Below are 24,301 nucleotides of genomic sequence, written 5' to 3'. Positions count from 1 at the left end.
TGATGGTCTTGATGCCCATCTGGCGCAGCTCGGCAAAGCGCTCCTTGATGCCGCCCTTGACGATGTCTTTCAGCTCGATCACCCCCAGCGCACGATTGCCTTCGGCCACCAGCAGCGGGGTAGAACCGCGGCGGGCTACTTCATCGGCGCTCTTGCCCAGTGCATCGGGGAAGACACCGCCTTGCTCGGCGATATGGCGGCGGATGGCGTCGATGGCACCTTTGCGGATTTCGCGGCCATCGTAGTCGATGCCGCTCATGCGGGTTTGGGCGGTAAACGGAATGAAGCTGGCTTCGTGGCTGGCGAGTTGACGCTCACGCAAGTTGAACTTTTGCTTGGCCAGTACCACGATGGAGCGACCTTCCGGGGTTTCATCCGCCAGCGAGGCCAGCTGGGCGGCATCAGCCAGTTGCTGTTCGCTGATGCCCGGTGCCGGGATGAAAGCCGATGCCTGACGGTTGCCCAGGGTGATGGTGCCGGTCTTGTCCAGCAGCAGCACGTCCACATCACCCGCAGCTTCCACCGCACGGCCGGAGGTGGCAATCACATTGGCCCCCATCATGCGGCTCATGCCAGCCACGCCAATGGCCGACAGCAGACCGCCAATGGTGGTGGGAATCAGGCATACCAACAGCGCCACCAGCGTGGTGATGCTGATGGGCAAGCCCGCTTTGGCCGCTTCCACACTGAACAGCGAGTAGGGCAGCAGGGTCACGGTGACAATCAGGAACACAATGGTCAGCGCCACCAGCAGGATGGTGAGGGCGATTTCATTCGGGGTTTTCTGCCGCTTGGCCCCTTCCACCATGGCAATCATGCGGTCGAGGAAGGTTTCACCCGGATTGGCGGTAATCTTCACCACGATCCAGTCTGACAGCACGCGGGTGCCACCGGTGACCGAGGAAAAATCACCACCGGATTCGCGGATCACCGGGGCAGATTCGCCAGTAATGGCGGATTCGTCCACCGAAGCCACGCCATCAATCACTTCGCCATCCACCGGAATCACATCCCCGGCTTCCACCAGCACGATGTCACCCTTTTTCAGGCTGTGGCCGTCCACAATGGTGACACCAGCGTCGCGGCGCGGGCCGGACAGCTTCTTGGCCACCACGTTTTTCTTGGCCGAGCGCAGGCTGGCGGCCTGTGCCTTGCTGCGGCCCTCGGCCAGTGCTTCGGCAAAGTTGGCAAACAGCACGGTAAACCACAGCCACAGGGTAATGGCCAGAATGAAGCCGGGGGCGGCCTCGCCCTTGCCAAACAGGGCCTGCAGCCACAGTGCGGTGGTCAGGATGCTGCCTACATACACGACAAACATCACCGGATTGCGCCACTGGGTACGCGGCGACAGCTTTTTGAAAGAGTCGATGATGGCCGGCTTGATCAGCGCCGGGTCAAACATGCCTTTGCCAGTCTTGATTTGCTGGCCGGCAGGCTGTTCTGCCGTGGCAGAAACAGAAGAATGATTGCGATCGTTCATATTGATTTCCTTGATCCTGTTGCGTGTCCGCCCGCAGGATTAATGTCCGCTCACCATTTGCAGTTGCTCCACCACCGGGCCCAGCGCCAGTGCCGGAACGTAGTTGAGTGCGCCTACCAGCAACACGGTGCCGATCAGCAACACCACAAACAGCGGGCCGTGGGTGGGCAGGGTGCCGCTGTTGACGGCGAGGCGCTTTTTGGCGGCCAGCGAACCGGCAATGGCCAGGATGGGCACAATCATCAAAAAGCGGCCAAAGAACATGGCGATGGCGGTCATGATGTTGTAGAACGGCGTGTTGGCCGACAGCCCGGCAAAGGCACTGCCGTTATTGTTGGCGGCGGAGGTAAAGGCATAGAGGATTTCGCTGAAACCGTGTGCGCCGGGGTTGGCGATACCGGCCTTGCCCGCATCCACGCTGACGGCGATGGCGGTCAGTACCAGCACCAGAATGGGCGTCACCAGAATGACGATGGCGGTCATCTTCATTTCATAGGTTTCAATCTTCTTGCCCAGATACTCCGGCGTGCGTCCCACCATCAGCCCGGCAATGAACACCGCCAGAATGGCAAAGACCAGCATGCCGTACAGGCCGGAACCGACACCGCCAAATACCACTTCGCCCAGTTGCATCAGGAAGGTGGGCACCAGGCCGCCGACAGGAGTGAGCGAATCATGCATGGCCACCACCCCCCCGCAGGATGCCGCAGTGGTGATGACGGTAAACAGTGAGGTATCGATAATGCCGAAGCGGCTTTCCTTGCCTTCCATATTGCCGCCGGCCTGCATGCTGCTGGCTTGCTGGTCCACCCCCATGGCGCTCAGTTGCGGTACACCGGCCTGTTCGGCACCGGTTTCCACCACTACGGCAGTGGCAAACATCAGCAGCATGGCAGCCAGAATGGCCCAGCCCTGACGCCTGTCACCTACCATGCGGCCGAATACCAGGCACAAGGCGGCCGGAATCAGGAAGATGGCCAGCTCTTGCAGCAGATTGGACAGCGGGGTCGGGTTTTCAAACGGATGGGCCGAGTTGGCATTGAAGAAACCACCGCCATTGGTGCCCAGCATCTTGATGGCTTCCTGCGAGGCCACCGGTCCCATCGGCAGGGTTTGCTGCCGGGTCTGGCTGTCTACCATGACAGGCTTGCCATCCTTGCCGGTGAGCGGGCTACCCTTGGCATCCAGTTTGGGCTGCTGGAACTGCGTCACCTCAACGGTGTGTGCTGTCTGGTAAGGCAGCAGGTTCTGGATCACACCTTGCTGGGTGAATACCAGAGCCAGCACCAGAGACAGCGGCAGCAGGATATAAAGGGTAAAGCGGCTGACATCGACCCAGAAGTTACCGATTCTGGCCGAACTGTGGCGGGCAAAACCACGGATCAGCGCAATCACCACAGCGGCCCCGGTAGCTGCCGACAGGAAGTTTTGTACCGTCAGGCCCAGCATCTGGGTGAGGTAGCTCATGGTGGTTTCGCCGCCATAGCCTTGCCAGTTGGTATTGGTGATGAAGGAAATGGCGGTATTGAATGCAGAGTCTGGCGCAACGCCGGCCAGTGCCTGCGGGTTCAAGGGCAGGATGCCCTGCAAACGCTGCAGGCCATAAACCGCCAGTGCGCCCAGCAGATTGAACAGCAGCAAGGCCACTGCATAGCCACGCCAGCCCATGTCTTCATCAGGCCGGATACCGGCCAGGCGGTATACGCCGCGTTCCAGTGGCGCAACAAATCGCAGTACACCGGGGTTTTCCCCCTGCATGACGCGGGTGATATAGCTGCTCAGGGGCCAGGCCAGTGCGAGCAGGACAAGCAGGAACAGCCCCAGTTGGAGAAAGGCAGGTGTGCTCATGTCAGAAGTTCTCCGGCTTGACCAGGGCGTAGACCAGATAGCCCAGCAGTCCCAGTGCGATCACGGTACTGATCAGATAAAACAGGTTCATGGCTTATTTGCCCTCCAGCTGCTGGCAGGCTGCGACAAAAGCCAATGTCAGCGCGGTAAAGCCCAGGGTCAGGCCCAGGTAGACCAAATCCATTTTGCGTTTCCTTTGGTGGACGTTATGTGCCAGTGAAAGGTACGCAAAGCGGTGTCAAAAACCTGCTAAAAAGCGCGGAGGGGAGATAAAGAAAAGATAAAAATCAGCAGGCATGCCGGGATGCATGCCTGTGTGGGGTGTCTGCGGGGTGTGGCGAAAGGCAAAAGGGGAAAGGCGCCAGCGAGTGGCGCCATGGTGTCTTGCAGTGTTGAAGTGTGTCTAGAACAGATCGTCTTCGCAGCGTTCGGCCATGAAGCGGGCATCATCACGGTCATGGGCGCGCTGGCGAACCTTTTGTTGCCGGCAGCGTTCGGTGTCACTCAATTGCGGTTTGGCTACCGCGTACAGAAAACTTTCATGCTGATCACGCGCCTGCTTGCGGCGGACGCTGAGAGGAATACGGGAAATCATCCTTGCACCTCCTGATGTGGGTACTACTACATGCGGTTGGTTGTGCCAACCATTAAAACTTGACTGTATTTCAAACATTTGTAAAGCCTGATCAGTCAAGCAATTCCCAAAATGTTGTGTGTTTGCCGCGCTACATCTCCCCACGTATGGTTATTTGTAGCAGATTTGACGCCGACATTCCCGTATAACCCTGTTGCGATGCGGTATAGACTTTTATTGAATATCGAATAAATCAAACAATCTAGTTGGTTATATGTTGTGTGCAGTAGCATAGCGCCAGAACTTAGTCTGGAGTGGTCATGGAGTTAGGATATGCAATTGCGGGTCTGGTGGTGGGCTTCATCGTCGGATTGACCGGCGTGGGTGGAGGCTCCCTGATGACCCCCATCTTGCTGTGGTTCGGCATCTCGCCGTCCACTGCCGTCGGCACCGATTTGCTGTATGCCGCCGTGACCAAGGCCGGTGGGGTATTTGTCCATCACAAGCAAAAACACGTGGACTGGAAGCTGACCGGCTGGCTGTCCATGGGCAGCGTGCCCGCTTCGCTGTTGACGCTGGGACTCTTGTCCTGGCTGCATCTCTCCAGCCATGTGCTGGATTCGGTCTTCAAGCTGGTGCTGGGAATTGCGCTGTTGCTGACCGCCGCGTCCATCCTGCTCAAACCCAAGCTGATGAAGCTGATCAACCCGGCTGGCAATCCGCAGGCCGAGCTGGTGCTAAAGCCCTTGCCCACCGTGCTGATTGGCGTGGGCCTTGGTGTGCTGGTCACCCTCAGTTCGATTGGTGCCGGCGCGCTGGGTACCCTGGCTTTGTTTGCCTTGTATCCGGCCCTGCCTACCAGACGCCTGGTGGGAACCGAGATTGCCCATGCCGTTCCGCTGACGCTGGTGGCGGGTTTGGGCCATGCCAGCATGGGTAACCTCAATTACATGCTGTTACTTAACCTGCTGATGGGCTCGCTGCCGGGCATCTGGTTGGGCAGCAAGCTGACTCGCAGCCTGACCGACAGCTGGTTGCGCCCTGCGCTCGCGGTCATGCTGGCCGTGGTGGGGGCCAAGCTGGTGATGTAATGCCGGCAATGGCTGATTGCTCAATGAGATGAAAAGGGCCGCCATCTGCGGCCCTTTTGCTTTGTAGCTGGCTGGTGTGCTGCTGGATGTCAGCCGCAGGAAAAAAACGAGCCCCGGCCTTGGGGGACGGGGCTCCAGCTTGCACCTTCGCTCAGGAGCTGTTAGTCAGGTGGGCCGGGGGAACCGATCACCTGACTGACAGCCATGTTCCTGCATTACACAAGTTGTAAAGCAGGAACAGGCTGATTATGCGCAAGCCGTACCGATAGTCAGTAGCATCATTGCATGGTTTTTTTGTGACGGATTTTGACGGCTGTCGTTATGATGCAGCACAGCATGACGTAAAGGTAAGGAGAACATATTGGAAAAAACCTACCCGGTCATTGACCGCCAGACCATCACCATGCGCTGGGGTGACATGGATGCGGTTGGCCATCTCAACAATACTTATTACTTCCGCTATCTGGAGCAAATCCGCCTTAACTGGCTGGAGTCCATGGGGCACAGCATCAACCCGCAGGGCAGGGGGCCGGTTCTGGCCAGCACTTCCTGCACCTTCCGCAAGCAACTGACCTATCCGGCCACGGTGGAAATCACCATCGAGCTGGAAAAGCTGGGGCGCAGCAGCCTGCAGCTGCGTCACCATTTCTACCGGCAGGGTGACCCGCACACCGTGTATGCCTATGGAGACGTCACCCTGGTGTGGGTGGATTACCAGGCCGGGGTGCCGGTGGCCATTCCGGATGACATCCGCCAGGTGATTGAACAGGCGGTGGCCAGCCAGCCCGAAGGCTCAGCCCTGTTTGCGAATCAGTCGGCGCAGTAAAAAGCGGCTGGGGTGCACGGCCTGCATCAGGTCTACCGGTAGCGGGGCGGCTTCGTCTTCCAGATAGGCAGCAATGATTTCGCCGGACAGCGGGGCGGTAATCATGCCGCGCGAGCCATGGGCAGCATTCACATACAGGCCGGGAATATACGGTGCTGCTTGTGTCAGTGGCAGCGTGGCATCGTTGGCCAGTGCGCTGTAGCAGTTGGCAAAGTCCTGCCGGTTCACCACCGGGCCGATGATGGGGAGGTAGTCCGGGCTGGTGCAGCGGTAGGCGGCGCGGCCACCCAGTTTCTCCGCGCTCACGGTATCGGGCTGCAAGGCCTGGTGCAGAGCCGGTGCCAGCCCTGCCAGCATGTCCAGGTTTTCCGCATGTTCGTCTGCCGTGACGTCAAGATTGTCTGCGTCAAACTTGAAGGTGGCACCAACGCAATGCTGCTGATGGCGTGCCGGTGAAACATAGCCTTCACCGCACAGCACGGTTTGCAAGGCGGCACTCTCGGCGGTCACCGGCAGGGTGCTTACCTGGCCACGGATCGCCTTAAGTGGCAAATGACTGGTGCTGTCGAATGCTGCGGTATCGGCGGCGGTACAAAGCACCACCGCACTGCCCATGGCCAGCGGGCCTTGTTCGCTGCTGGCCAGCCAGCTCTGCTCGACCGGGTTGTAATCCAGCTCGATGACGGTATGGCTGGTACGTAGCTGGATATTGGGGTGAGCGCACAAGGCTTGCACCAGGCTGAGTGGATTCAGCCAGCCACCTTGCGGGAAAAACAGCCCGCCGGATGGCAACGCTAGTCCGGCTATCTGGCTGGCTTCCTCTTTGTCTACCAAATGCAGCAGTGAGGCAGGCAAGCCTGCTTCGGCCAGTCTGGACTGGCGTTCGGCCTCCTTGCTGTCGTGCGCCAGTTGCAGCACACCACAGGCTTGCCAGCTGTCTTCGCCCTGCGGCAAATGCTGGTGCAGGCAGCGCAAGGAATAGGCATAGCCTGCCAGTATCAGACGGGTAAGCGGGGTGAAGTGCGGCGACAGCTTGGTGTAAAGCACGCCTTGCGGGTTGCCGGACGCCGCCTGGGCTAGTGCAGGCAGGCGTTCAATCAGGGTGACTTGCCAGCCGCGTATGGCCAGGCTGTGGGCGGTGGCTGCCCCGGCAATACCGCCTCCCACCACGATGGCGCTGCGTTCTTGTTGCGCGACTGTCGCGGGACGGGCATACCAGGGGGCCGACCATGCCCTGGCTGGCGGCGTCAGCAGTTCGCCACAGCTCATTTCACGTTTCTGGCCATGTCCGGCTACCTTGCGCACCGCAAACCCGGCTTCTTTCAGGCCACGGCGTACGTAACCGGCACTGGTAAAGGTGGCAAAACTGGCGCCCGGCGCAGACAGGCGTGCCAACTGGGCAAACAGGGCGGGCTGCCACATGTCCGGGTTTTTGGACGGAGAAAACCCGTCAAGAAACCAGGCATCGATGCGGGCATCCAGCTGTGGCAATGTTTCCAGCACATCGCCAATCAGCAGGGTCAACATGATGCGTCCCTGTTCCAGCACAAAGCGGTGCCAGCCGTCGGTCAGCACATCGTATTGCTGCAACAACTGTTCTGCCTGGAGGGCCAGTTCCGGCCACAAGGCTAGCGCCTGTTGCAAGTCGTCCCGGCTTAGCGGGTATTTTTCCGTGCTGATGAAGTGCAGCCGTGCGCTGTCCGGTGCATGCTGCAAAAAGTGCTGCCAGGCACAGAGGAAATTCAGCCCGGTACCAAAACCGGTTTCCCCGATGCAGAACTGTCCCTGGGCCGGCAAGTCGCCAAAGCGTTCCTCCAGCTGGTTGTGCCGGATGAAGACGTGACGGGTTTCGTCCAGGCCACTGCTGCGGGAAAAATAGACATCACCAAAGGCGACCGAAACAGGCTGACCATCCAGCCAGTCGAGTTGTGCGTGTGAACTCATGCCAAACAAAAGGGGAAGGAGGGCGGGAAGGGGCCTATTCTACCCCTTTCACCGGCTGTACACCCGTGTGATGAACCGTCAGCCGCAATGCGACCGGGCAAATACGGTTAATCCGGGGCAGTGCACACCCTGCTTAACCAGGCAGGCTGGCGGCCAGCGCATCCAGTGCATCGGCCTGCAGGCTGTCCGGCTTCAGTAGCACTGCCTGTTGCAGCCGGTGGTAATGCCTATGCATGGAGCGGGTGTAAAGCGGGTCGTAATGCTGTTCAAGCAATTGTTCCACCAGTGCCGCATAGTCGCCGTGGCTGATCATGGCCTGCCATTGTTGCAGTTGCTCACGCGAATGCACGGCCTTGAGAAAACCCAGTTGCGTTTCCAGTCTTTCCGGCTCGCTGACATAAAACGGGTAGTCCTCCAGCAGGAAGCGCACCCGTTCGGGCAGTGCCACCTGCAACTGCAGGCAGTCGCTGTCGTGCATGCGGGCAAACAGACTGTCCGGCAGGGTGATCTGGCCGATCTTGCGGCTTTCGGCCTCTATGTATACCGGCCGCGCCGGGTCCAGCCGCAGCATGGCCTGGTGCAGCTGGGTGTCGAACCATTTTTGCGTCGGCTGTGCCTGATCGGGCAGCTTGCCCAATACCGAACCCCGGTGTCGGGCCAGACCTTCTAGATCCAGCACCTGTTTGCCGGCACGGTGCAGTGCATCCAGCAGCCGGCTTTTGCCGGAACCGGTCGGGCCGCAAATCACTTGCAAGTCCAACTGTGCAGGCAGGCTGGCGAGGTCGGCCAGCACTTGCTGGCGGTATTGCTTGTAACCGCCATCCAGTTGGTGGGCCGCCCAGCCGATCTGGCTGAAGATGATGACCATCGACGCCGAACGCTGACCGCCGCGCCAGCAATAAATCAGTGGTTTCCAGTGCTTGGGCCGGTCGTGAAACTGCTGTTGCAGATGGCGGGCAATGTTTTGTGCTACCAGTGCCGCCCCCAGCTTGCGCGCCTCGAACGGGCTCACCTGCTTGTACAGCGTGCCGACCTGAATCCGCTCTGCGTCATCCAGCACCGGGCAGTTGATGGCACCTGGCAGATGATCCTCGGCGAACTCGCCGGGCGAGCGCACGTCGATGATCTCGTCAAACTGCGCCAGCTGTGCTAGCGTCGCGACCTTGAAGTGCATTGGGAAAGTGATCCTGAAGATGGCTGAAATCAAACTTACGCAATTGTCTCATGGTGGTGGCTGCGGCTGCAAAATCGCACCGGCGGTACTGGAGTCCATCCTGTCCACCGCCAGGGAAAAAATGGTGTTCCCGCAACTGCTGGTCGGCACCGAGACCAGTGATGATGCGGCGGTGTATCGCTTGAATGACGAGCAGGCCATTGTGGCCACTACCGATTTCTTCATGCCCATTGTGGATGACGCCTTCGACTTTGGCCGCATTGCTGCCACCAATGCGCTGTCGGATATTTACGCCATGGGTGGCACACCCATCATGGCGCTGGCCATTGTCGGCATGCCGGTGAATGTGCTGCCGGTGGAAACCATCCGCGCCATTCTGGATGGCGGCCAGGCCGTGTGCGCCGACGCCGGTATTCCGATTGCCGGTGGACACTCCATCGACTCGCCGGAACCCATTTACGGCCTGGTGGCGCTGGGACTGGTACATCCGGACAAGCTCAAGCGCAATAGCGATGCCCGCGCGGGGGATGTGCTGATTCTGGGCAAGGGCCTGGGTGTCGGCATTCTGGCGCAAGCCATGAAAAAGGGCGTGCTGGACGAGGCAGGCTATCAGGCGCTGATTGCCTCCACCACCCAGTTGAACAAGGTGGGGAGCACGCTGGCGCAACTGCCCGGTGTACATGCGCTGACCGATGTCACCGGTTTTGGCCTGCTGGGGCACTTGCTGGAAATCTGCAAGGGCTCCGGCCTGCAAGCGCAGCTGGAGATGGCACGGATTCCGGTGATTCGTGAAGCACAGGCCTTTGCCGAGCAGGGTTATGGGCCGGGCGCCATCGAACGCAATCAGGCCAGTTTTGATCAGGCTGTCGATTATGCCGACAGCGTGCCGCAGTGGCAGCGTCGCCTGCTGGCCGATCCGCAAACCAGTGGCGGCTTGCTGGTGTCCGTGGCGCCGGAGCAGGCAGATGCCGTACTGGCTGCTTTCCATGCCCAGGGTTACGACTACGCCCGCGTGATTGGCAGGCTGGAGGCCGGCGCTGCCCGCATTCGTGTTGACTGAATGGACTGATACCGTTCAAACCACAGCAAACCCGACGCACTGTCGGGTTTTTTGTTGTCCGCTTGCCGCTGGCGATGCGGTCGCACCCCCACTGCGGAAAAGCAGGCTATGCTGCTGAATGAAGCTTTAAGCTGACTGAATGTACAGGTATTGCTGGCGTTGTTCTTGCTTGATCAGCAATGGCAAGAGCGTGGGTTCGCATTGACAATTGCATGTTTCTCGCGCATTTTTCTTGTTCGCTGATATAAAGCCAGTATTTCAAAAAGATACTGAATTATAAATAAACAATCCTGTAAAACAGGTGCGGCAGTGTAGAGGGTGAAGCTGATGAAGCGAGGCATGAGCATTGGGTCGCGGCTGGTAACGACCCAGGTAGTCCTGATGGTAGTGGTGGCAATGGCCCTGATGTTGCCACTTTATGTGTTCACCGGACGGGTGATGCAAGAGCGGACGGAAAAGGTACAGGCGCAGCTGCTGACGCAGTCACTCAACATGATTGATGCCTTCAATGAATCGCTCAAGATCACCACCCGGCAGTTCGAGAAAGTCCTGCTGGGCGAAATCGGTGGCGCATTCTCCCTTAACCCGGCCATCCGCATCGACGTGGCCGGTACCTCAACGCCAGCACTGGTGTTGGGCAGCACGCCGGTCAATGGCAACAATGACATTGTTGACCGTTTTTCCTCCAAGACCGGTAATGTCGCCACCCTGTTTGTGAAGGACGGCAACGAGTTTGTCCGTGTTGCTACCTCTGTATTGAAAGAAGATGGCGGGCGCGCGCTGGGCAGCAAGCTCGATCACGCCAGCCCGGCTTATGCCCAGCTGATGAATGGCGAGAACTATTCCGGCCGGGTGGACTTGTATGGTCGTGACTACATCACCAGTTACAGCCCCATCAAGGATGCTGCGCAGAATGTCATCGGCGCTACCTTTGTCGGCGTAGGTGCCACCGAGGGCATTGCCGGTTTGCTGGTACGCCTGTCCAAGGTGAAGCTGGCCGAAAGCGGTCATGTCGACATCATCGACGTCAACAAGGCTTCCAGAAGCTACGGGCAGTATGTCCAGCATCCCAAATTGTCCGGCCGGGCCGTCAGCAAGGACCTTGATGCCAACGGCCAGGCCTATGCCAACGAGCTGATGGCGGCCGGTCAGGGCAATCTCAACGTCAAGCTGCCCGGTGAGGCCGGTGTGGCCGAACACATGCTGTCCTATGCCACTTACAAACCATGGGGCTGGATGATCGTCAGCAATGAAACCCGTAGCGAACTGGAGAAGGAAAACCGCCAGCTGCTGTTGTGGCTGGCTGGTGGTGCTGCCTTGCTGCTGACCATTCTGGCGCTGGCCCTGCTGCTGTTTACCCGTCGCCTGGTAGCAAGGCCCGTGCAGCAATTGGTGGCTGACGTAGGCAATATCCGCGATAGCCGTGACCTGACCCGGCGGCTGGCCATTAACCGCAAGGACGAAGTAGGGCAGGTGGCCGATGCCATGAACAGCCTGCTGGACAGCTTTCAGCAGGCACTCAACCGCACCAGCTCGCATGCGGTGGACCTGGACCACGCCGCACAGGATTTGTCCGACAAGGCCGGTGCCGCTGCCGCCAGCTCGGGTGAGCAGCGCCAGAGTGCGCAGGCCATGTCCGAGCAGACCGGCATGCTGATTGCCGGTGTGGCGCAAATCGAAAAAGTGGCCGGTGAAGCCAGCGATGCCGCCCGCGCATCCAGTGCCGCAGCCATGGAAGGCAGCCAGAGCCTGGTGGCCGCAGTGGATGGCGTCAGCCAGATCTCCGCCACCCTGGCCGGTGCAGCCGACAGCCTGAAAATGCTGGAGAGCAGCGCGCAGCAGATAACCGCCATCGTCAACGTGATTCACGATATTGCCGATCAGACCAATTTGCTGGCACTGAATGCCGCCATCGAGGCGGCGCGTGCCGGTGAGATGGGGCGTGGCTTTGCCGTGGTGGCTGACGAAGTGCGCAAGCTGGCCGAGCGCACCAGTGTCTCTACCCAGGAAATCAGCGGGATGATCAGCAAGATCCAGGATGCAACCGAAGGCGCGGTCAAATCCATGCGCCAATCGGTGGTGCAGGCGTCCGAAGGCGCTGCCATTACCTCGGCCGCCCGTCAGGCAATCGGCTCCATCGTGGAAGACTCGCGTCGCGCGATGGAAGTGGTGGAAAACATCAATCGCGAACTGTCGCAACAGCGTGACATCGTGGAGCATATGGCCGAGCGGGTGAATTCGGTGGCCCGGCAGGCCGAAGCCAGCAACGATGCGGCCGAACGCTCGGCAGAAACCGCGCGACATATGGCGGGTCTGGCCGATGCGCTGAAAGAGGAAGTACGGGCCTTCCGAACCTGATTTCTGCCCGCACTGGAATAGAAAAAGCCGGATAGACCATCCGGCTTTTTCTATTGTTGCCATGATGGTCTTTAGTCATGAGAAAAAAACATACCACGTCTTGTGGCGCTGAAATCTGCCCGCATATGCAGTGTCAGATGGCTGCACCTTCTGGTCGGGCAGGCTGTGTGGCATGCGTGAATATTGCAAACAGAGCGTTATCTTGTTTGAAGGGAGCTTTTTGATGAGATTCGAAAAACTGACGACAAAATTCCAGCAGGCCCTGGGCGACGCACAAAGCATGGCGCTGGCTGAAGACAATGCCTATATCGAGGCGCAACACCTGCTGCTGACCATGATGGATGACAACGACAGCGGTATCGGCGGCCTGCTGGCCCGTGCCGGTGTCAATGTGCCGGGCTTGAAACTGGCACTCAAAAGCGCCATCCAGCGCCTGCCGAAAGTGCAGGGCACCAATGGTGAAATCACCGTGTCGCGCGAGCTGGGCAACTTGCTGAATGTCACCGACAAGATTGCCACCAAGCAAGGGGATGAATACATCTCCAGCGAGTCCTTCCTGTCCGCCCTGTCGCAGGACAAGGGTGAAACCGGCCGCCTGCTGAAAGAACATGGTGGTAATCACAACGCCATTCAGGCTGCCATCCAGGCGGTGCGTGGCGGCCAGACCGTGGGCAGTCAGGACGCGGAAAGCCAGCGCGAGGCACTGAAAAAGTACACCACCGACCTGACCGAGCGTGCCCGTAACGGCAAGCTGGACCCGGTGATTGGCCGCGATGACGAAATCCGCCGCGCCATTCAGGTCCTGCTGCGCCGTACCAAGAACAACCCGGTGCTGATTGGCGAACCGGGCGTGGGCAAGACCGCCATTGTCGAGGGACTAGCCCAGCGCATCGTCAACGGCGAAGTACCGGACAGCCTGAAAAACAAGCGCCTGCTGGTGCTGGACCTGGCGGCGCTGATTGCCGGTGCCAAGTTCCGTGGCGAATTTGAAGAACGTCTCAAAGCGGTGCTGAATGACTTGTCCAAGGACGACGGCCAGACGCTGATCTTCATCGACGAAATCCACACCCTGGTTGGGGCGGGCAAAGCCGATGGCGCCATGGATGCCGGCAATATGCTCAAACCGGCGCTGGCGCGTGGCGAGCTGCACTGCATCGGTGCCACCACGCTGGACGAATATCGCAAATACATCGAAAAGGATGCCGCACTGGAGCGCCGCTTCCAGAAGGTGCTGGTGAATGAGCCGACGGTGGAAGACACCATCGCCATTTTGCGTGGCTTGCAGGAGAAGTATGAAATTCACCATGGTGTGGACATTACCGACCCGGCCATCGTGGCGGCGGCCGAACTGTCCAACCGCTATATCACTGATCGCTTCCTGCCGGACAAGGCCATCGACCTGATCGATGAAGCCGCCAGCCGTATCAAGATGGAGCTGGACTCCAAGCCCGAAGCCATGGACAAGCTGGACCGCCGCCTGATCCAGCTGAAAATCGAGCGTGAAGCGGTCAACAAGGAAACCGACGAGGCCAGCCAGAAGCGCCTGCAGTTGATCGAAGACGAAATCCAGCGTCTGCAGCGTGAATACGCCGACATGGAAGAAATCTGGAAGGCAGAAAAAGCCGCGGCGCAAGGCAGTCAGTCCATCAAGGAGGAAATCGACCGCCTGAAGGTGGACATGGAAGACCTCAAGCGCAAGGGCGACTGGCAAAAACTGGCCGAGCTGCAATATGGCAAGCTGCCGCAGCTGGAAGCGCAGCTGCGTGAAGCCGAAGCAGCTGATGCCGGTGCGGACAACAAGCCCAACCGCTTGCTGCGTACCCAGGTAGGTGCCGAGGAAATTGCCGAAGTCATCAGCCGGGCTACGGGCATTCCGGTATCGAAAATGCTGACCGGGGAGCGGGAAAAACTGCTGCGCATGGAAGAAGTGCTGCACCAGCGCGTGGTGGGGCAGGACGAAGCAGTGCGCGCAGTGGCCGATGCCATCCGTCGTTCGCGTTCCGGCCTGGCCGACCCCAACAAGCCCTATGGTTCCTTCCTGTTCCTCGGGCCGACCGGTGTGGGCAAGACCGAGCTGTGCAAGACGCTGGCTGGCTTCATGTTCGACAGCGAAGAGCATCTGATCCGCATCGACATGTCCGAGTACATGGAGAAGCACTCGGTGGCGCGGCTGATTGGCGCACCTCCCGGCTATGTGGGTTACGAAGAAGGCGGTTATCTGACCGAGCAAGTACGCCGCAAGCCATACAGCGTGATTCTGCTGGACGAAGTGGAAAAAGCGCATCCGGATGTGTTCAACATCCTGCTGCAAGTGCTGGATGACGGCCGCCTGACCGATGGCCAGGGCCGCACCGTGGACTTCAAGAACACGGTGGTGGTGATGACCTCGAATATGGGCAGCCAGCAAATCCAGGCCATGGCGACGGATGACTATCAGGTGATCAAGCTGGCGGTGATGGCCGAGGTGAAAACCCATTTCCGCCCCGAGTTCATCAACCGTATCGATGAGGTAGTGGTGTTCCATGGTCTGGACGAGAAGAACATCAAGGCCATTGCCCGTATCCAGCTCAAGGGTCTGGAAGCACGTCTGGCCAAGCTGGAGCTGAATTTGCAGATCAGCGAAGACGCCTTGTCGCTGTTGTCGGAAGAAGGCTTCGATCCGGTCTATGGCGCACGTCCGCTCAAGCGTGCCATCCAGAACGAGCTGGAAAATCCGCTGGCCAAGGCCATTCTGGCCGGCAAGTATCCGCCCAAGGCCACCATCATGGTGGAAGCACGCGACGGTCAGCTGGTGTTTGCCTGACTGGAAAACACCTACTGCCAAAAGCCGACCCAGCAGGTCGGCTTTTTTTATTGCATTTGGCGACTTCCGGCAGATCCATCGGAAAAGTCATTGCGCCACCTGTGATAAGCCCCAGTTACCGTACCAACAGACAGTCACATAATGCGGCAAGGTTAGCTCAATAGCGCACAGGAGCAGGCAATGAAAGCATTGAAAATTACTGTTTTGGCCAATGGGCCCTATCGCGTGGCGGGTGCCAGGCAAATCACCCAACTGTTCATTCAGCCAAACGCACAAGGCTTGTCCTGGAGCTATCGCGAAGGCAAAGCTTTTCCATTGCAGGAAGAAGGCAGCTTGTTATGCCGGTGTGGTCATTCCGCCAACAAGCCCTACTGTGATGGCAGTCACCAGACCACCGGTTTCGATGGCCGGGTAGAAGCGACCCGCGCAGACTATTTCCAGCAAGCACAGTTGCAAGAGGGGCCGGTCGCTGCTTTGTCCGATGCCGAAAAACTCTGTGCTTTTGCTCGCTTTTGCGATGCGGGTGGCCAGATCTGGAATCTGGTGGAGCAGGAGGATGCCGCGTCGGTAGCCTTGGCTGTACGCGAGGCAGAATATTGCCCTGCCGGTCGCTTGAAAGTGTGGGATATCCAGTCGCAAAAGCAAATCAGCAAAGAGCCTGATACCCAGGCCCTCTATTTGCTGGAGGACCCGAAACTGCACTGTTCGGCTGCCTTGTGGGTGAAAGCAGCGGATGCGCTGGATGTCGAAGGCGACAAGCCCTATCCGGTACGGGAGCGTATGACCTTATGCCGCTGCGGAGCTTCTGCTAACAAGCCGTTTTGTGACGGCTCGCATGCGTCCATCAAGTGGCAAGACGGGCTCTGAATGTTGCCTGGCTTTGCCGGCAGGCTTGGAAAGAGACAAACCAGGCCTGCGAGATCGGATCCAAGTTGATTGCAGCACCGATAACACTCGCTACTAGGTAGTTTCAGGCATGGAGTGACTGACAGGATCGGCAGGATAATCAGCTTTTCGCCCCTGGAACACCATATATGCCGGACTCCCTGCCACAGGCTGCGCATTACCCGTTTCGCGACATGCATCAGGCACATTGCCGAGGGGTCGGCCTTGGCGCAACACAGCTGCTGACGGCTTTTTCCACTGCTGCACCAGGCTGGGCTGACGCCCTGATGGCATGGCGTAACCGGTTGGTGGCACGCTTTGGCCTCAAGACCGGCCCCATGCAGCAGGCCGGAACCCTGTCTTTGCAACCGGGCGGCCATATCGGCATGTTCCGCATCATGCACCTTGGCCCTCAACTGGCGGTACTGGGGGAGGATGACCGTCATCTGGATTTCCGCATTCTGCTGTCAGTCAGCCCCGAGGCTGGTGGCAGTCGGCTGCAGGTTGAAACCTGGGTACGGCCACATCACTGGAGTGGCTGCTTGTATCTGGCGCTGGTGTTGCCTGTGCACTGGCTGCTGAGCAAGCTGATGTTGCGCCGTATGGCGCAGCGGCTGGGTGAGTCTGGCTCCAGCGGGCAGCTACGGTGATAATGGTGTTTTTCGTTTGCAGGAAACAAGCCGCATGCCCGCCATCACCCATTTTTCCCAGGCAGTGACACCAGTAGCCGACCAGCCCCGTGCGGATCGACTGCTGGCCGGGAATCCGCAGCGTCATACCTGGACCCACTACGAAACCGCCGACGAGGCGCTCAGTTGTGGCATCTGGGCCTGTGAGACCGGTGCCTGGCGCATTCATTTTGCCGATAACAAGCACGAATTTTTCTGCGTGATCGAGGGACTGGTGCGCCTGCATGATGAAGCCGGGACAGTGGTGGAAGTGAAGCCTGGCGAAGCGGCGGTGATACCGGCAGGTTTCACCGGCGTGTTCGAGGTGGTGCAGCCGGTGCGCAAATACTTTGTGGTGGGGCAGACTCCGGTTGCGCCGTCTCATGGCTGATGCGTCTGGCTGAAAACAGTCAAGCAAAAGGGCGACGCGGGTCGCCCTTTCTTGTCTGCCCACGCACCACGCCGTTTCAGCTGCGCAGCGGGTCTTCCGCATCATCCATGGGTTGTACCGGTGGCGGTGTAAAGCCGTTAATGTCGCGGGAGGACTTTTCCAGTACCAGCACAATGGCAGTATTGAGCGCACCAAAAGCCCAGCTGATCAGGAAAAATACCGAGTAGGCCGACAGCTTGTCGGCAAACAGGGCATTGCCGTGCAGGGTCAGCTCGGCGGGGTCGAAAATCGAGAAAAACACACTGGTAGCCAGCGCGGCGATCAGAAAAGACGGCCAGAACAGCAGGATGCCTTTTTTCATGGTCAGAACTCCTCATCATGCGTTTGTACTTGCATTGAGACTAGACCTTGGCGTGCAAGGTTCAAGAAGGTTCAAGTCAGAGGCATGGATGCCGTGCCCGGGCGGTGGATTGTATGCAATGTCCTGTCAGACACAAATGCGCTGGCAGCTTGTTGTTTTGTCGGCTTTGCAGCGCAGCAAGCCCGCAGATGGTGGTAAACTTTGTCCCGGACAAAGATTTTCATCAATCAGCCGTGGCCTGCTGCATTGTCAGCGCCCGGTTGCGGCTGTTCTGCAAAGCAAATGGAGCCCCTGCATGACCTCTTCGATCTTCGCCGCGGTGGAACTGGCCCCGCGCGACCCGATTCTTGGCCTGAACGAAGCTTTCAACGCTGATACCCGTCCCTTCAAGGTGAACCTGGGTGTGGGTGTTTACAGCGACGACAATGGCAAGATCCCGCTGCTGGCCGCCGTCAAGGCCGCGGAAAAGGCCCGCGTTGATGCGCTGCTGCCGCGTGGCTATCAGCCGATCGAAGGCCCGGCCGCTTACGACAGCGCCGTGCAAAACCTGCTGTTCGGTGCCGACAGCGCGCTGATCAGCAATGGTCAGGTAGTGACTGCCCAGGCTCTGGGCGGTACCGGTGCACTGAAGATTGGTGCCGACTTCCTGAAACGCCTGAACCCGGAATCCAAGGTTTATATCAGCAACCCGTCGTGGGAAAACCACCGCGCGCTGTTTGAATCCGCCGGTTTCACCGTGGAAAACTACCCCTACTACGACGCAGCGACCCGTGGTGTTGACTTTGCTGGCATGAAGTCCTTCCTGCAAGGTCTGGCTGCCGGTTCCGTCATCGTGCTGCATGCCTGCTGCCACAACCCGACCGGTGCCGACCTGTCCGACGCCCAGTGGGCTGAAGTGGTGGAAGTATGCCGTGCTCAGGGTCTGGTTCCTTTCCTGGATATGGCATATCAAGGCTTTGCCGACGGTATCGATGCTGACGCCGTTGCCGTGCGCCTGTTCTCGGCTTCCGGCCTGCAATTCTTCGTGTCCAGCTCCTTCTCCAAGAGCTTCTCGCTGTACGGCGAGCGTGTTGGCGCCCTGTCCATCGTGACTGCCAGCAAGGAAGAAACCGGCCGCGTGCTGTCGCAACTGAAGCGCGTTATCCGTACCAACTACTCCAACCCGCCGATCCACGGTGCTGCCATTGTGGCTGCCGTGCTGTCCAGCCCGGAACTGCGTCAGCAGTGGGAAGACGAACTGGCTGGCATGCGTGACCGTATCCGCGCCATGCGTACCGGTCTGGTTGACGCCATCAAGGCACAGGGTGTTGAGCAGGACTTCTCCTTCGTTGCCCAGCAACGCGGCATGTTCTCCTACACCGGCCTGACTGCGGCTCAAGTGGAAGTGCTGAAGAGCGAATTCGGCATTTACGCCGTATCCACCGGTCGTATCTGTCTGGCTGCGCTGAACAGCAAGAACCTGCCGTATGTGGCTGAAGCCATCGCCAAGGTAGTCAAGGGCTGATTGATTTCATCCTGACGCGAAAAACCCCGCTACGGCGGGGTTTTTTATTGCGCCAGATGTTTCAGCATGCGTTTCGTTTTTCAGTCTGCTGGAGCCGGTGAGCGGCCAAGGCGTATGCGCAGCAGGCCGGGGCTGGTCTCGATGGCCTTGATGGTCAGGCGCGCAGCCAGCGGTTTGCCCAGCAGCGGGTAGTCCAGCCATTGTTGCAGTGCTGGCAAGCGGGTGAGGTCGATAATGGCAACATCCTGCTCCAGGCTCAGCCAGTCCAGCGGCTTGGTCAGTTGTTGCAAGGCCTTGTGGCCGAACGCACCTTCCATCACCCCCAGCAACAGTCCGCCCAACAGGCGGCGTGTGGTGGAGGGGGATATGGCTTCGCCCTGCACGTGATAGCGCAGTCGTATTTGCCGGCTATCCCAGTCGATAGGGAGGAAGTCGAAGTGCAGGGTCAGCCTGGCTGCAAGCGGTTGCTGTGATGTCAGATGCAGGGTGCTGTCCCGGCTGAGCAGTGACAGGCCGTCAATCTGTAGCGCATCACCATTCAACGCCTGCTGCAACTTGCGCAGCAGCCAGTCTTCTTGCAGGGAGACGCCATCCCGGTGCAGGGTGGGTCTTTGCTGCCAGCCCCGGATCAAGCGGCTTTGCCAGTGATGATCCATGTTCAGGCAAACAGGGTGCGCGCCCCTTCGAAGCGGGCGGAGAAATAGCTGTTGTCCAGCCGGTCTACCCGGATGGCGCTATTGGTGCGCGGGGCATGCACGAATTTGTTGTCGCCTATGTAAATGCCCATGTGGGAGAAGGAGCGGTTCATGGTGTTGAAGAATACCAGGTCACCTACCTGCATCTGGCTGTTGCTGACGGGACGCGCCAGGCTGGCGATCTGGGCGGCATTGTGCGGCAGCTTCACTCCCACCGCATTCAGGTAGATGTAGCTGACCATGCCGCTGCAATCCAGCCCGGCTTCCGGGTTGGCACCGCCGAACTTGTAATCCAGATCCAGCAGCCCCAGGGTGTACATGAGGATTTCCCGGCCCGCGCCATCCGCCTTCAGGGCAGACAGCGTTTTGTCCTGTGATGGATAGGGGCGCACGTGGCTGGTCTTCTTCGGCGGTGTGCCGCAGCCGCTCAGCCACAAAGCCAGCGTGCCCAGCATGGCACCGCCCAAAAGGCGGCGGCGTTGCGGGCAGGGCAGGGTGGGCCGGGTTTTGCTCATGATTGTTTTGCCTCCAGTTCTTCCCAGCGGGCCAGTTTTTCCAGCAGCAATTCGTCAATGGCTTCGATGCGCTGCTGCCAGGCAATGGCTTCCTTGGGGGTGTCGCGATAGCAGTTCGGGTCAAGCAGTTGCTGGTTCAGCGTGGCTTGTTCCTGTTCCAGAGCGGCAATCTCGTCCGGCAGTGCGGCCAGCTCGCGGGTTTCATTATAAGAAAGCTTGCGATTGCTGCGCTGCTTCTCCGGCTTGGCGGGTGCAGCCGGCTTGCTGACGGTCGTGGTGGTCTTGTTGGCTACTGCTCCCTGCATGGCAGCCATGCGCGCCTTGGTGTCTATCCAGTCCTGATAGCCGCCCGGGTATTCTTCCAGCTGGCCATTGCCTTCAAAAGCAATCACCTGGGTAACTACATTGTCGAGGAAAGCCCGGTCGTGGCTGACCAGAAACACTGTGCCGCTGTATTGAGCAATCACATCTTCCAGAAGTTCCAGGGTGTCGATGTCCAGGTCGTTGGTGGGTTCATCCAGCACCAGCACATTGGCAGGACGGGTGAACAGGCGTGCCAGCAACAGGCGGTTACGTTCGCCACCGGACAGTGAGCGCACCGGGCTGCGTGCACGTTGCGGCGAGAACAGGAAGTCTTCCAGATAGCTCATCACATGCTTTTTCACCCCGCCGATTTCGACGAAGTCATTGCCCTGGCTGATGATGTCGGCCACGCTGGTGTCCTCGTCCAGCTGTTCGCGGAACTGGTCGAAGTAGGCAATCTCCAGCTTGCTGCCTTGCTTGATGCTGCCGCTGTCCGCTTCCAGCTGACCCAGAATCAACTTGAGCAGGGTGGTCTTGCCTGCGCCATTCGGGCCGATCAGGCCAATCTTGTCACCACGCAGGATGCGGGTGGTGAAGTCCTTGATCAGAGTGCGGCCTTCAAAGCCTTTGCTGACATGTTCCAGTTCGGCCACCAGTTTGCCTGAGCGTTCGCCGGCATCCAGCTGGAAATTGACCTGACCCACGCGCTCGCGCCGGGCACTACGCTCGCGGCGAATGGCTTCCAGACGGCGGACACGGCCTTCGTTACGCGTACGGCGTGCCTCGATGCCCTTGCGGATCCACACTTCTTCCTGGGCATGGAATTTGTCAAAAATGCGGTTCTGCTCTTCCTCGATGGCTATTTCTTCGGTCTTGCGTACCTGGTAGGCGGTGAAGCTGCCCGGATAGCTGCGCAGGATGCCACGGTCCAGCTCCACAATACGGGTGGCGACATTGTCCAGAAAGCGCCGGTCGTGGGTGATCAGCAGCACGCTGCCGCTGAAGTTCTTCAGCAAGCCTTCCAGCCATTCGATGGCAGCAACGTCCAGATGGTTGGTCGGTTCGTCCAGCAGCAGCACGTCCGGCTTGGCTGCCAGTGCACGGGCCAGTGCCACGCGTTTTTTCCAGCCACCGGACAATTCACGGATCAGGGTGTCGGGTTGCAGGTCCAGGTGGGAGAGGGTGGTGGAGATCAGTGCATCAAACTGCCAGCCATCACGTGCTTCCAGCGCGTGTTGCAGCGCTTCCATGCGTGCCAGCGCGGTTTCATGATCGGCATCGGGCTGGGTCAGTTGCTGGGTAAGCTGATGGTATTCGCCCAGCAAGGCTTTCAATTCGCCCAGTCCGCTGGCAACCGCGTCAAAAACGGTGTCGTCCGGGTTGAGTTCCGGCTCCTGTGCCACGTAGGCCACGCGCACATCGCCCTTGATGTTGATGCGCCCGTCGTCCAGCGTGATGGCACCTGCAATGCCCTTGAGCAAGGACGACTTGCCGGCACCATTGCGGCCAATCAGGCCGACGACCTCGCCGGGTTCCAGTGCGAAGTCGACATTATCCAGCAAAGCGTGATGGCCAAAAGCCAGGCAGGCCTTTTCAACAGAAATCAATGACATTGCAGCTTCTTGTAATCAGGGTTCAATGGCCGCAATTGTAGCATGCGGCGTGCTGGCCCTTGCGGACTTGGGTTACAATGCGCGCCAACTCGGAATGGAAAGGAAAGCCATGTATTTTGTTGATCGCTCGGTTGCCGTAATCAAACCCAAACAGCCATTTCTGGACTGGCTGAATGCCGTTCCCGGCAACGATATGGTGGATTTGACCCTGGACAGCCTGCGCAGTGACTGCACGGTGATCCTGTTGCCGGAATTTAATGAGCCGGAAGAGGCGGTTGCCCATATCGACGAGCAATACGAACAATTGTTCAAGATTGAAGTGGCGTCCTGGTATGACGACGAAGACCTGTGGCCCAAGGACATGTCGCTCAAGGCCTTCTGGGAATGGTTTGATGTGGAAATCCACTCTACCGTACTGGACACGGTAGAAGGTGATATCAGCAACAGCCCGGCAGGCGAGCTGTAAGCCATCTCATGCACAAGGCCCGCTTGCTGCCGCCCTTTGCGCTGCAATTACGCCCGTCCCGCATCTTCTTGATTCTGGTGCTGTGTGTGCTGGCCTTGTCTGCTGTCTTGTTGATGCTTTATCAGCCGCGCATGTGGGCGCTTATTCCGTTGCAGTGCTTGCTTGGCTGGATTGCCTTGCGCACCAATGGCTGGGCAAAGCGGCAAACGGTGCGGCGTATCGAAGTGGATGCCCAAGGGCGCATGCTGTGGTTGCAAGGTGATCGTGTGCTGCACGTGCAACTGCGCGACGACTGTTTTGTGTCACCTTGGTTTGTCATCGTCAATGTGACGGCCGCAGGCCGTCGTCACAGTTGCCTGTTGTTGCCGGATAGTGCCGATCTGGAAGCGCTGCGGCAATTGCGGGTCTACCTGCTGTGGTTCCATCCGGAAGCTAAGCGGGATACACCTGCTGTTTTGGAAAATCCATGATGCAAAGAACGACGCTGAACGAATGGTTGCAATGGCTGGAAGGCCTGCATGTCACCACCATAGACATGGGTCTGGAACGGGTACGCAAAGTGTGGAATGCCATGCAGGTGCAGCCCACGTTTCCGGTCATCATGGTGGCAGGGACCAATGGCAAGGGTTCGGTGTGTGCCATGCTCTCCACCATGTATCAGCGTGCCGGTTTCAAGGTGGGCTGTTACACCTCGCCGCACATCCAGCACTACAACGAGCGGGTGGCAATCGACCTCAAACCGGTGAGCGATGAGCGCATCATCAACAGTTTTGCCGCCATCGATGCAGCGCGGGGTGATACCTCGCTGACCTATTTCGAGTTTGGCACCCTGGGTGCCATGCACAGCTTTATCGAAGAAAAAGTCGATGTGGCCATCATGGAAGTGGGCCTGGGGGGGCGGCTGGATGCAGTGAACATCTTCGAGCCGGATGTGTCGGTGGTGGTAAGCGTGGATATCGACCATGCTGCCATTCTGGGTGACAACCGCGAGGATATCGGCTTCGAGAAAGCCGGCATCTACCGGCCAGGCAAGCCAGCCATCTGCGCAGACCCGCAGCCTCCGCAGCGCTTGCTGGATCATGCCGCGGCCATCGGTGCCGACCTCAAACTGCTGGGCCGCGATTACAGCTATAGCCGCATGGACAATCAATGGTCCTTCCAGATGGGCAGCGCACGTCGCCATGCCTTGCCCATGCCTGCGCTGCGTGGTGGCTACCAGCTGGGCAATGCCGCAGCTGCATTGGCGGTGCTCGACTGCCTGCATGAGCGTCTGCCGGTTGGCATTGGCGCGCTCAAGCAAGGCCTGGTCGAAGTGGAATGGCCCGGTCGTTTCCAGGTATTGCCGGGGCGGCCGGTGGTGGTGCTGGATGTCGGTCACAACCCGCATGCGGTCAAGGCCATGGTGGCCAGCCTGCGCCAGTTGCCGTTTGCCGAAAACCGTTACGCAGTATTTTCCATGCTGGCGGACAAGGACCTGGCTGCCGTGGCCGAACTGGCCAAGGATGAATTCGATGGCTGGTTCGTGGCTGGCCTTGATATGCCACGCGGGCAGAGCGGCACCCAGATTGCCGCGCAACTGAATGCGCTGGGCATCGGCAAGGTACGCGCCTTCGATGATGTTGCGTCTGCCTGGCAAGCTGCCTTATCGGCAGCGGGCGAGAATGATAGAATTACCGTTTTTGGCTCTTTCCACACTGTTGCCGAGGTGCTGGAAGCCCGTCGGCAACGCACTTGAGGATGGC

At 59.1% G+C, this 24,301-nt stretch carries 22 protein-coding genes; 12 read left to right on the top strand and 10 right to left on the bottom strand.

All coding sequences use genetic code 11. The features are described 5' to 3' along the window. The 4 genes from kdpB to JHD62_RS07820 form a co-directional block, all read right to left on the bottom strand. Positions 1-1,402, bottom strand: a 1,402-nt coding sequence (gene kdpB, locus JHD62_RS07835) for a potassium-transporting ATPase subunit KdpB (protein ID WP_199102430.1), incomplete at its 3' end; no start/stop codon positions are given. 117 nt (positions 1,403-1,519) lie between these two features. Beyond that, positions 1,520-3,328: a potassium-transporting ATPase subunit KdpA gene (kdpA, locus tag JHD62_RS07830; RefSeq protein ID WP_199102427.1), complete on the bottom strand. Its 1,809-nt coding sequence runs from the start codon at positions 3,326-3,328 to the stop codon at positions 1,520-1,522. Position 3,329: 1 nt separating this feature from the next. Further along, positions 3,330-3,419 carry a K(+)-transporting ATPase subunit F gene (kdpF, locus tag JHD62_RS07825; RefSeq protein ID WP_045848033.1) on the bottom strand — a complete coding sequence of 30 codons (90 nt, stop codon included), beginning with the start codon at positions 3,417-3,419 and terminating at the stop codon, positions 3,330-3,332. Between the two features lie 312 nt (positions 3,420-3,731). Beyond that, a complete protein-coding gene (locus tag JHD62_RS07820) occupies positions 3,732-3,923 on the bottom strand; it encodes a hypothetical protein (protein ID WP_045848034.1) in 192 nt (63 codons plus the stop codon). 299 nt (positions 3,924-4,222) lie between these two features. On the opposite strand from JHD62_RS07820, the gene JHD62_RS07815 reads away from it, so the two are divergent. Both JHD62_RS07815 and JHD62_RS07810 read left to right on the top strand, forming a co-directional pair. Further along, a complete protein-coding gene (locus JHD62_RS07815) occupies positions 4,223-4,993 on the top strand; it encodes a sulfite exporter TauE/SafE family protein (protein ID WP_199102426.1) in 771 nt (256 codons plus the stop codon). A 361-nt stretch (positions 4,994-5,354) separates the two neighbouring features. Beyond that, complete coding sequence (locus tag JHD62_RS07810) at positions 5,355-5,819, top strand: thioesterase family protein (RefSeq protein ID WP_199102425.1); 465 nt, start codon at positions 5,355-5,357, stop codon at positions 5,817-5,819. Here the strand turns inward: JHD62_RS07810 and mnmC are convergent. Then, positions 5,787-7,763: a bifunctional tRNA (5-methylaminomethyl-2-thiouridine)(34)-methyltransferase MnmD/FAD-dependent 5-carboxymethylaminomethyl-2-thiouridine(34) oxidoreductase MnmC gene (gene mnmC / locus JHD62_RS07805; RefSeq protein WP_199102424.1), complete on the bottom strand. Its 1,977-nt coding sequence runs from the start codon at positions 7,761-7,763 to the stop codon at positions 5,787-5,789. The two genes, JHD62_RS07810 and mnmC, sit on opposite strands and share 33 nt — an antisense overlap. 133 nt (positions 7,764-7,896) lie before the next feature. Next, positions 7,897-8,937 (bottom strand): tRNA 2-selenouridine(34) synthase MnmH, encoded by a 1,041-nt coding sequence (gene mnmH, locus JHD62_RS07800; RefSeq protein ID WP_199102423.1) that lies wholly within the window; start codon positions 8,935-8,937, stop codon positions 7,897-7,899. A 19-nt stretch (positions 8,938-8,956) separates the two neighbouring features. Between mnmH and selD the strand changes: the two genes are divergently transcribed. The 6 genes from selD (at position 8,957) to JHD62_RS07770 (ending at position 17,102) form a co-directional block, all read left to right on the top strand. Beyond that, positions 8,957-9,997, top strand: a complete 1,041-nt coding sequence (gene selD / locus JHD62_RS07795; RefSeq protein WP_199102422.1) for a selenide, water dikinase SelD — start codon at positions 8,957-8,959, stop codon at positions 9,995-9,997. 339 nt (positions 9,998-10,336) lie between these two features. After that, positions 10,337-12,355: a methyl-accepting chemotaxis protein gene (locus JHD62_RS07790; protein ID WP_199102421.1), complete on the top strand. Its 2,019-nt coding sequence runs from the start codon at positions 10,337-10,339 to the stop codon at positions 12,353-12,355. Between the two features lie 223 nt (positions 12,356-12,578). Next, complete coding sequence (gene clpB / locus JHD62_RS07785; RefSeq protein WP_045848041.1) at positions 12,579-15,158, top strand: ATP-dependent chaperone ClpB; 2,580 nt, start codon at positions 12,579-12,581, stop codon at positions 15,156-15,158. Positions 15,159-15,338: 180 nt separating this feature from the next. Continuing rightward, on the top strand, positions 15,339-16,025 hold the full coding sequence (locus JHD62_RS07780; RefSeq protein WP_199102420.1) for a CDGSH iron-sulfur domain-containing protein: 687 nt from the start codon (positions 15,339-15,341) through the stop codon (positions 16,023-16,025). 167 nt (positions 16,026-16,192) lie between these two features. Continuing rightward, a complete protein-coding gene (locus tag JHD62_RS07775; RefSeq protein WP_199102419.1) occupies positions 16,193-16,693 on the top strand; it encodes a DUF2867 domain-containing protein in 501 nt (166 codons plus the stop codon). 34 nt (positions 16,694-16,727) lie between these two features. Next, entirely contained in the window at positions 16,728-17,102 is a 375-nt protein-coding gene (locus JHD62_RS07770) for a cupin domain-containing protein (protein ID WP_199102418.1), read from the top strand. 76 nt (positions 17,103-17,178) lie between these two features. Here the strand turns inward: JHD62_RS07770 and JHD62_RS07765 are convergent, their stop codons facing one another. After that, positions 17,179-17,463: a hypothetical protein gene (locus JHD62_RS07765; RefSeq protein WP_131354372.1), complete on the bottom strand. Its 285-nt coding sequence runs from the start codon at positions 17,461-17,463 to the stop codon at positions 17,179-17,181. Between the two features lie 295 nt (positions 17,464-17,758). Between JHD62_RS07765 and JHD62_RS07760 the strand changes: the two genes are divergently transcribed. Then, positions 17,759-18,967: an amino acid aminotransferase gene (locus tag JHD62_RS07760; protein ID WP_045848045.1), complete on the top strand. Its 1,209-nt coding sequence runs from the start codon at positions 17,759-17,761 to the stop codon at positions 18,965-18,967. An 80-nt stretch (positions 18,968-19,047) separates the two neighbouring features. Here JHD62_RS07760 and JHD62_RS07755 read toward each other — a convergent pair whose 3' ends face one another. Genes JHD62_RS07755 through JHD62_RS07745 form a run of 3 tightly spaced genes read right to left on the bottom strand, consistent with a single transcriptional unit; the run spans position 19,048 to position 22,093 of the window. After that, positions 19,048-19,623, bottom strand: coding sequence for a hypothetical protein (locus JHD62_RS07755; protein ID WP_199102417.1), 576 nt, complete (start codon positions 19,621-19,623; stop codon positions 19,048-19,050). Positions 19,624-19,625: 2 nt separating this feature from the next. Continuing rightward, positions 19,626-20,177, bottom strand: a complete 552-nt coding sequence (locus JHD62_RS07750) for a C40 family peptidase (RefSeq protein WP_233160746.1) — start codon at positions 20,175-20,177, stop codon at positions 19,626-19,628. Further along, on the bottom strand, positions 20,174-22,093 hold the full coding sequence (locus JHD62_RS07745) for an ATP-binding cassette domain-containing protein (protein ID WP_199102416.1): 1,920 nt from the start codon (positions 22,091-22,093) through the stop codon (positions 20,174-20,176). Before JHD62_RS07745 ends, JHD62_RS07750 begins: the two co-directional genes overlap by 4 nt. 109 nt (positions 22,094-22,202) lie before the next feature. Here JHD62_RS07745 and JHD62_RS07740 point away from each other — a divergent pair, with 109 nt between their 5' ends. The 3 genes from JHD62_RS07740 to folC are packed head-to-tail and all read left to right on the top strand — an operon-like array spanning position 22,203 to position 24,294. Beyond that, positions 22,203-22,559, top strand: a complete 357-nt coding sequence (locus JHD62_RS07740) for a hypothetical protein (protein WP_045848075.1) — start codon at positions 22,203-22,205, stop codon at positions 22,557-22,559. Positions 22,560-22,567: 8 nt separating this feature from the next. Further along, positions 22,568-23,029: a protein YgfX gene (locus tag JHD62_RS07735; protein WP_199102415.1), complete on the top strand. Its 462-nt coding sequence runs from the start codon at positions 22,568-22,570 to the stop codon at positions 23,027-23,029. After that, positions 23,029-24,294 (top strand): bifunctional tetrahydrofolate synthase/dihydrofolate synthase, encoded by a 1,266-nt coding sequence (gene folC, locus JHD62_RS07730; protein WP_199102429.1) that lies wholly within the window; start codon positions 23,029-23,031, stop codon positions 24,292-24,294. Before JHD62_RS07735 ends, folC begins: the two co-directional genes overlap by 1 nt. Positions 24,295-24,301: the final 7 nt, after the last annotated feature.

The organism is Aquitalea sp. ASV11, assembly GCF_016429185.1.
Lineage (GTDB): Bacteria > Pseudomonadota > Gammaproteobacteria > Burkholderiales > Chromobacteriaceae > Aquitalea > Aquitalea pelogenes.
This window is presented reverse-complemented; position numbering and strand designations above follow the sequence as displayed.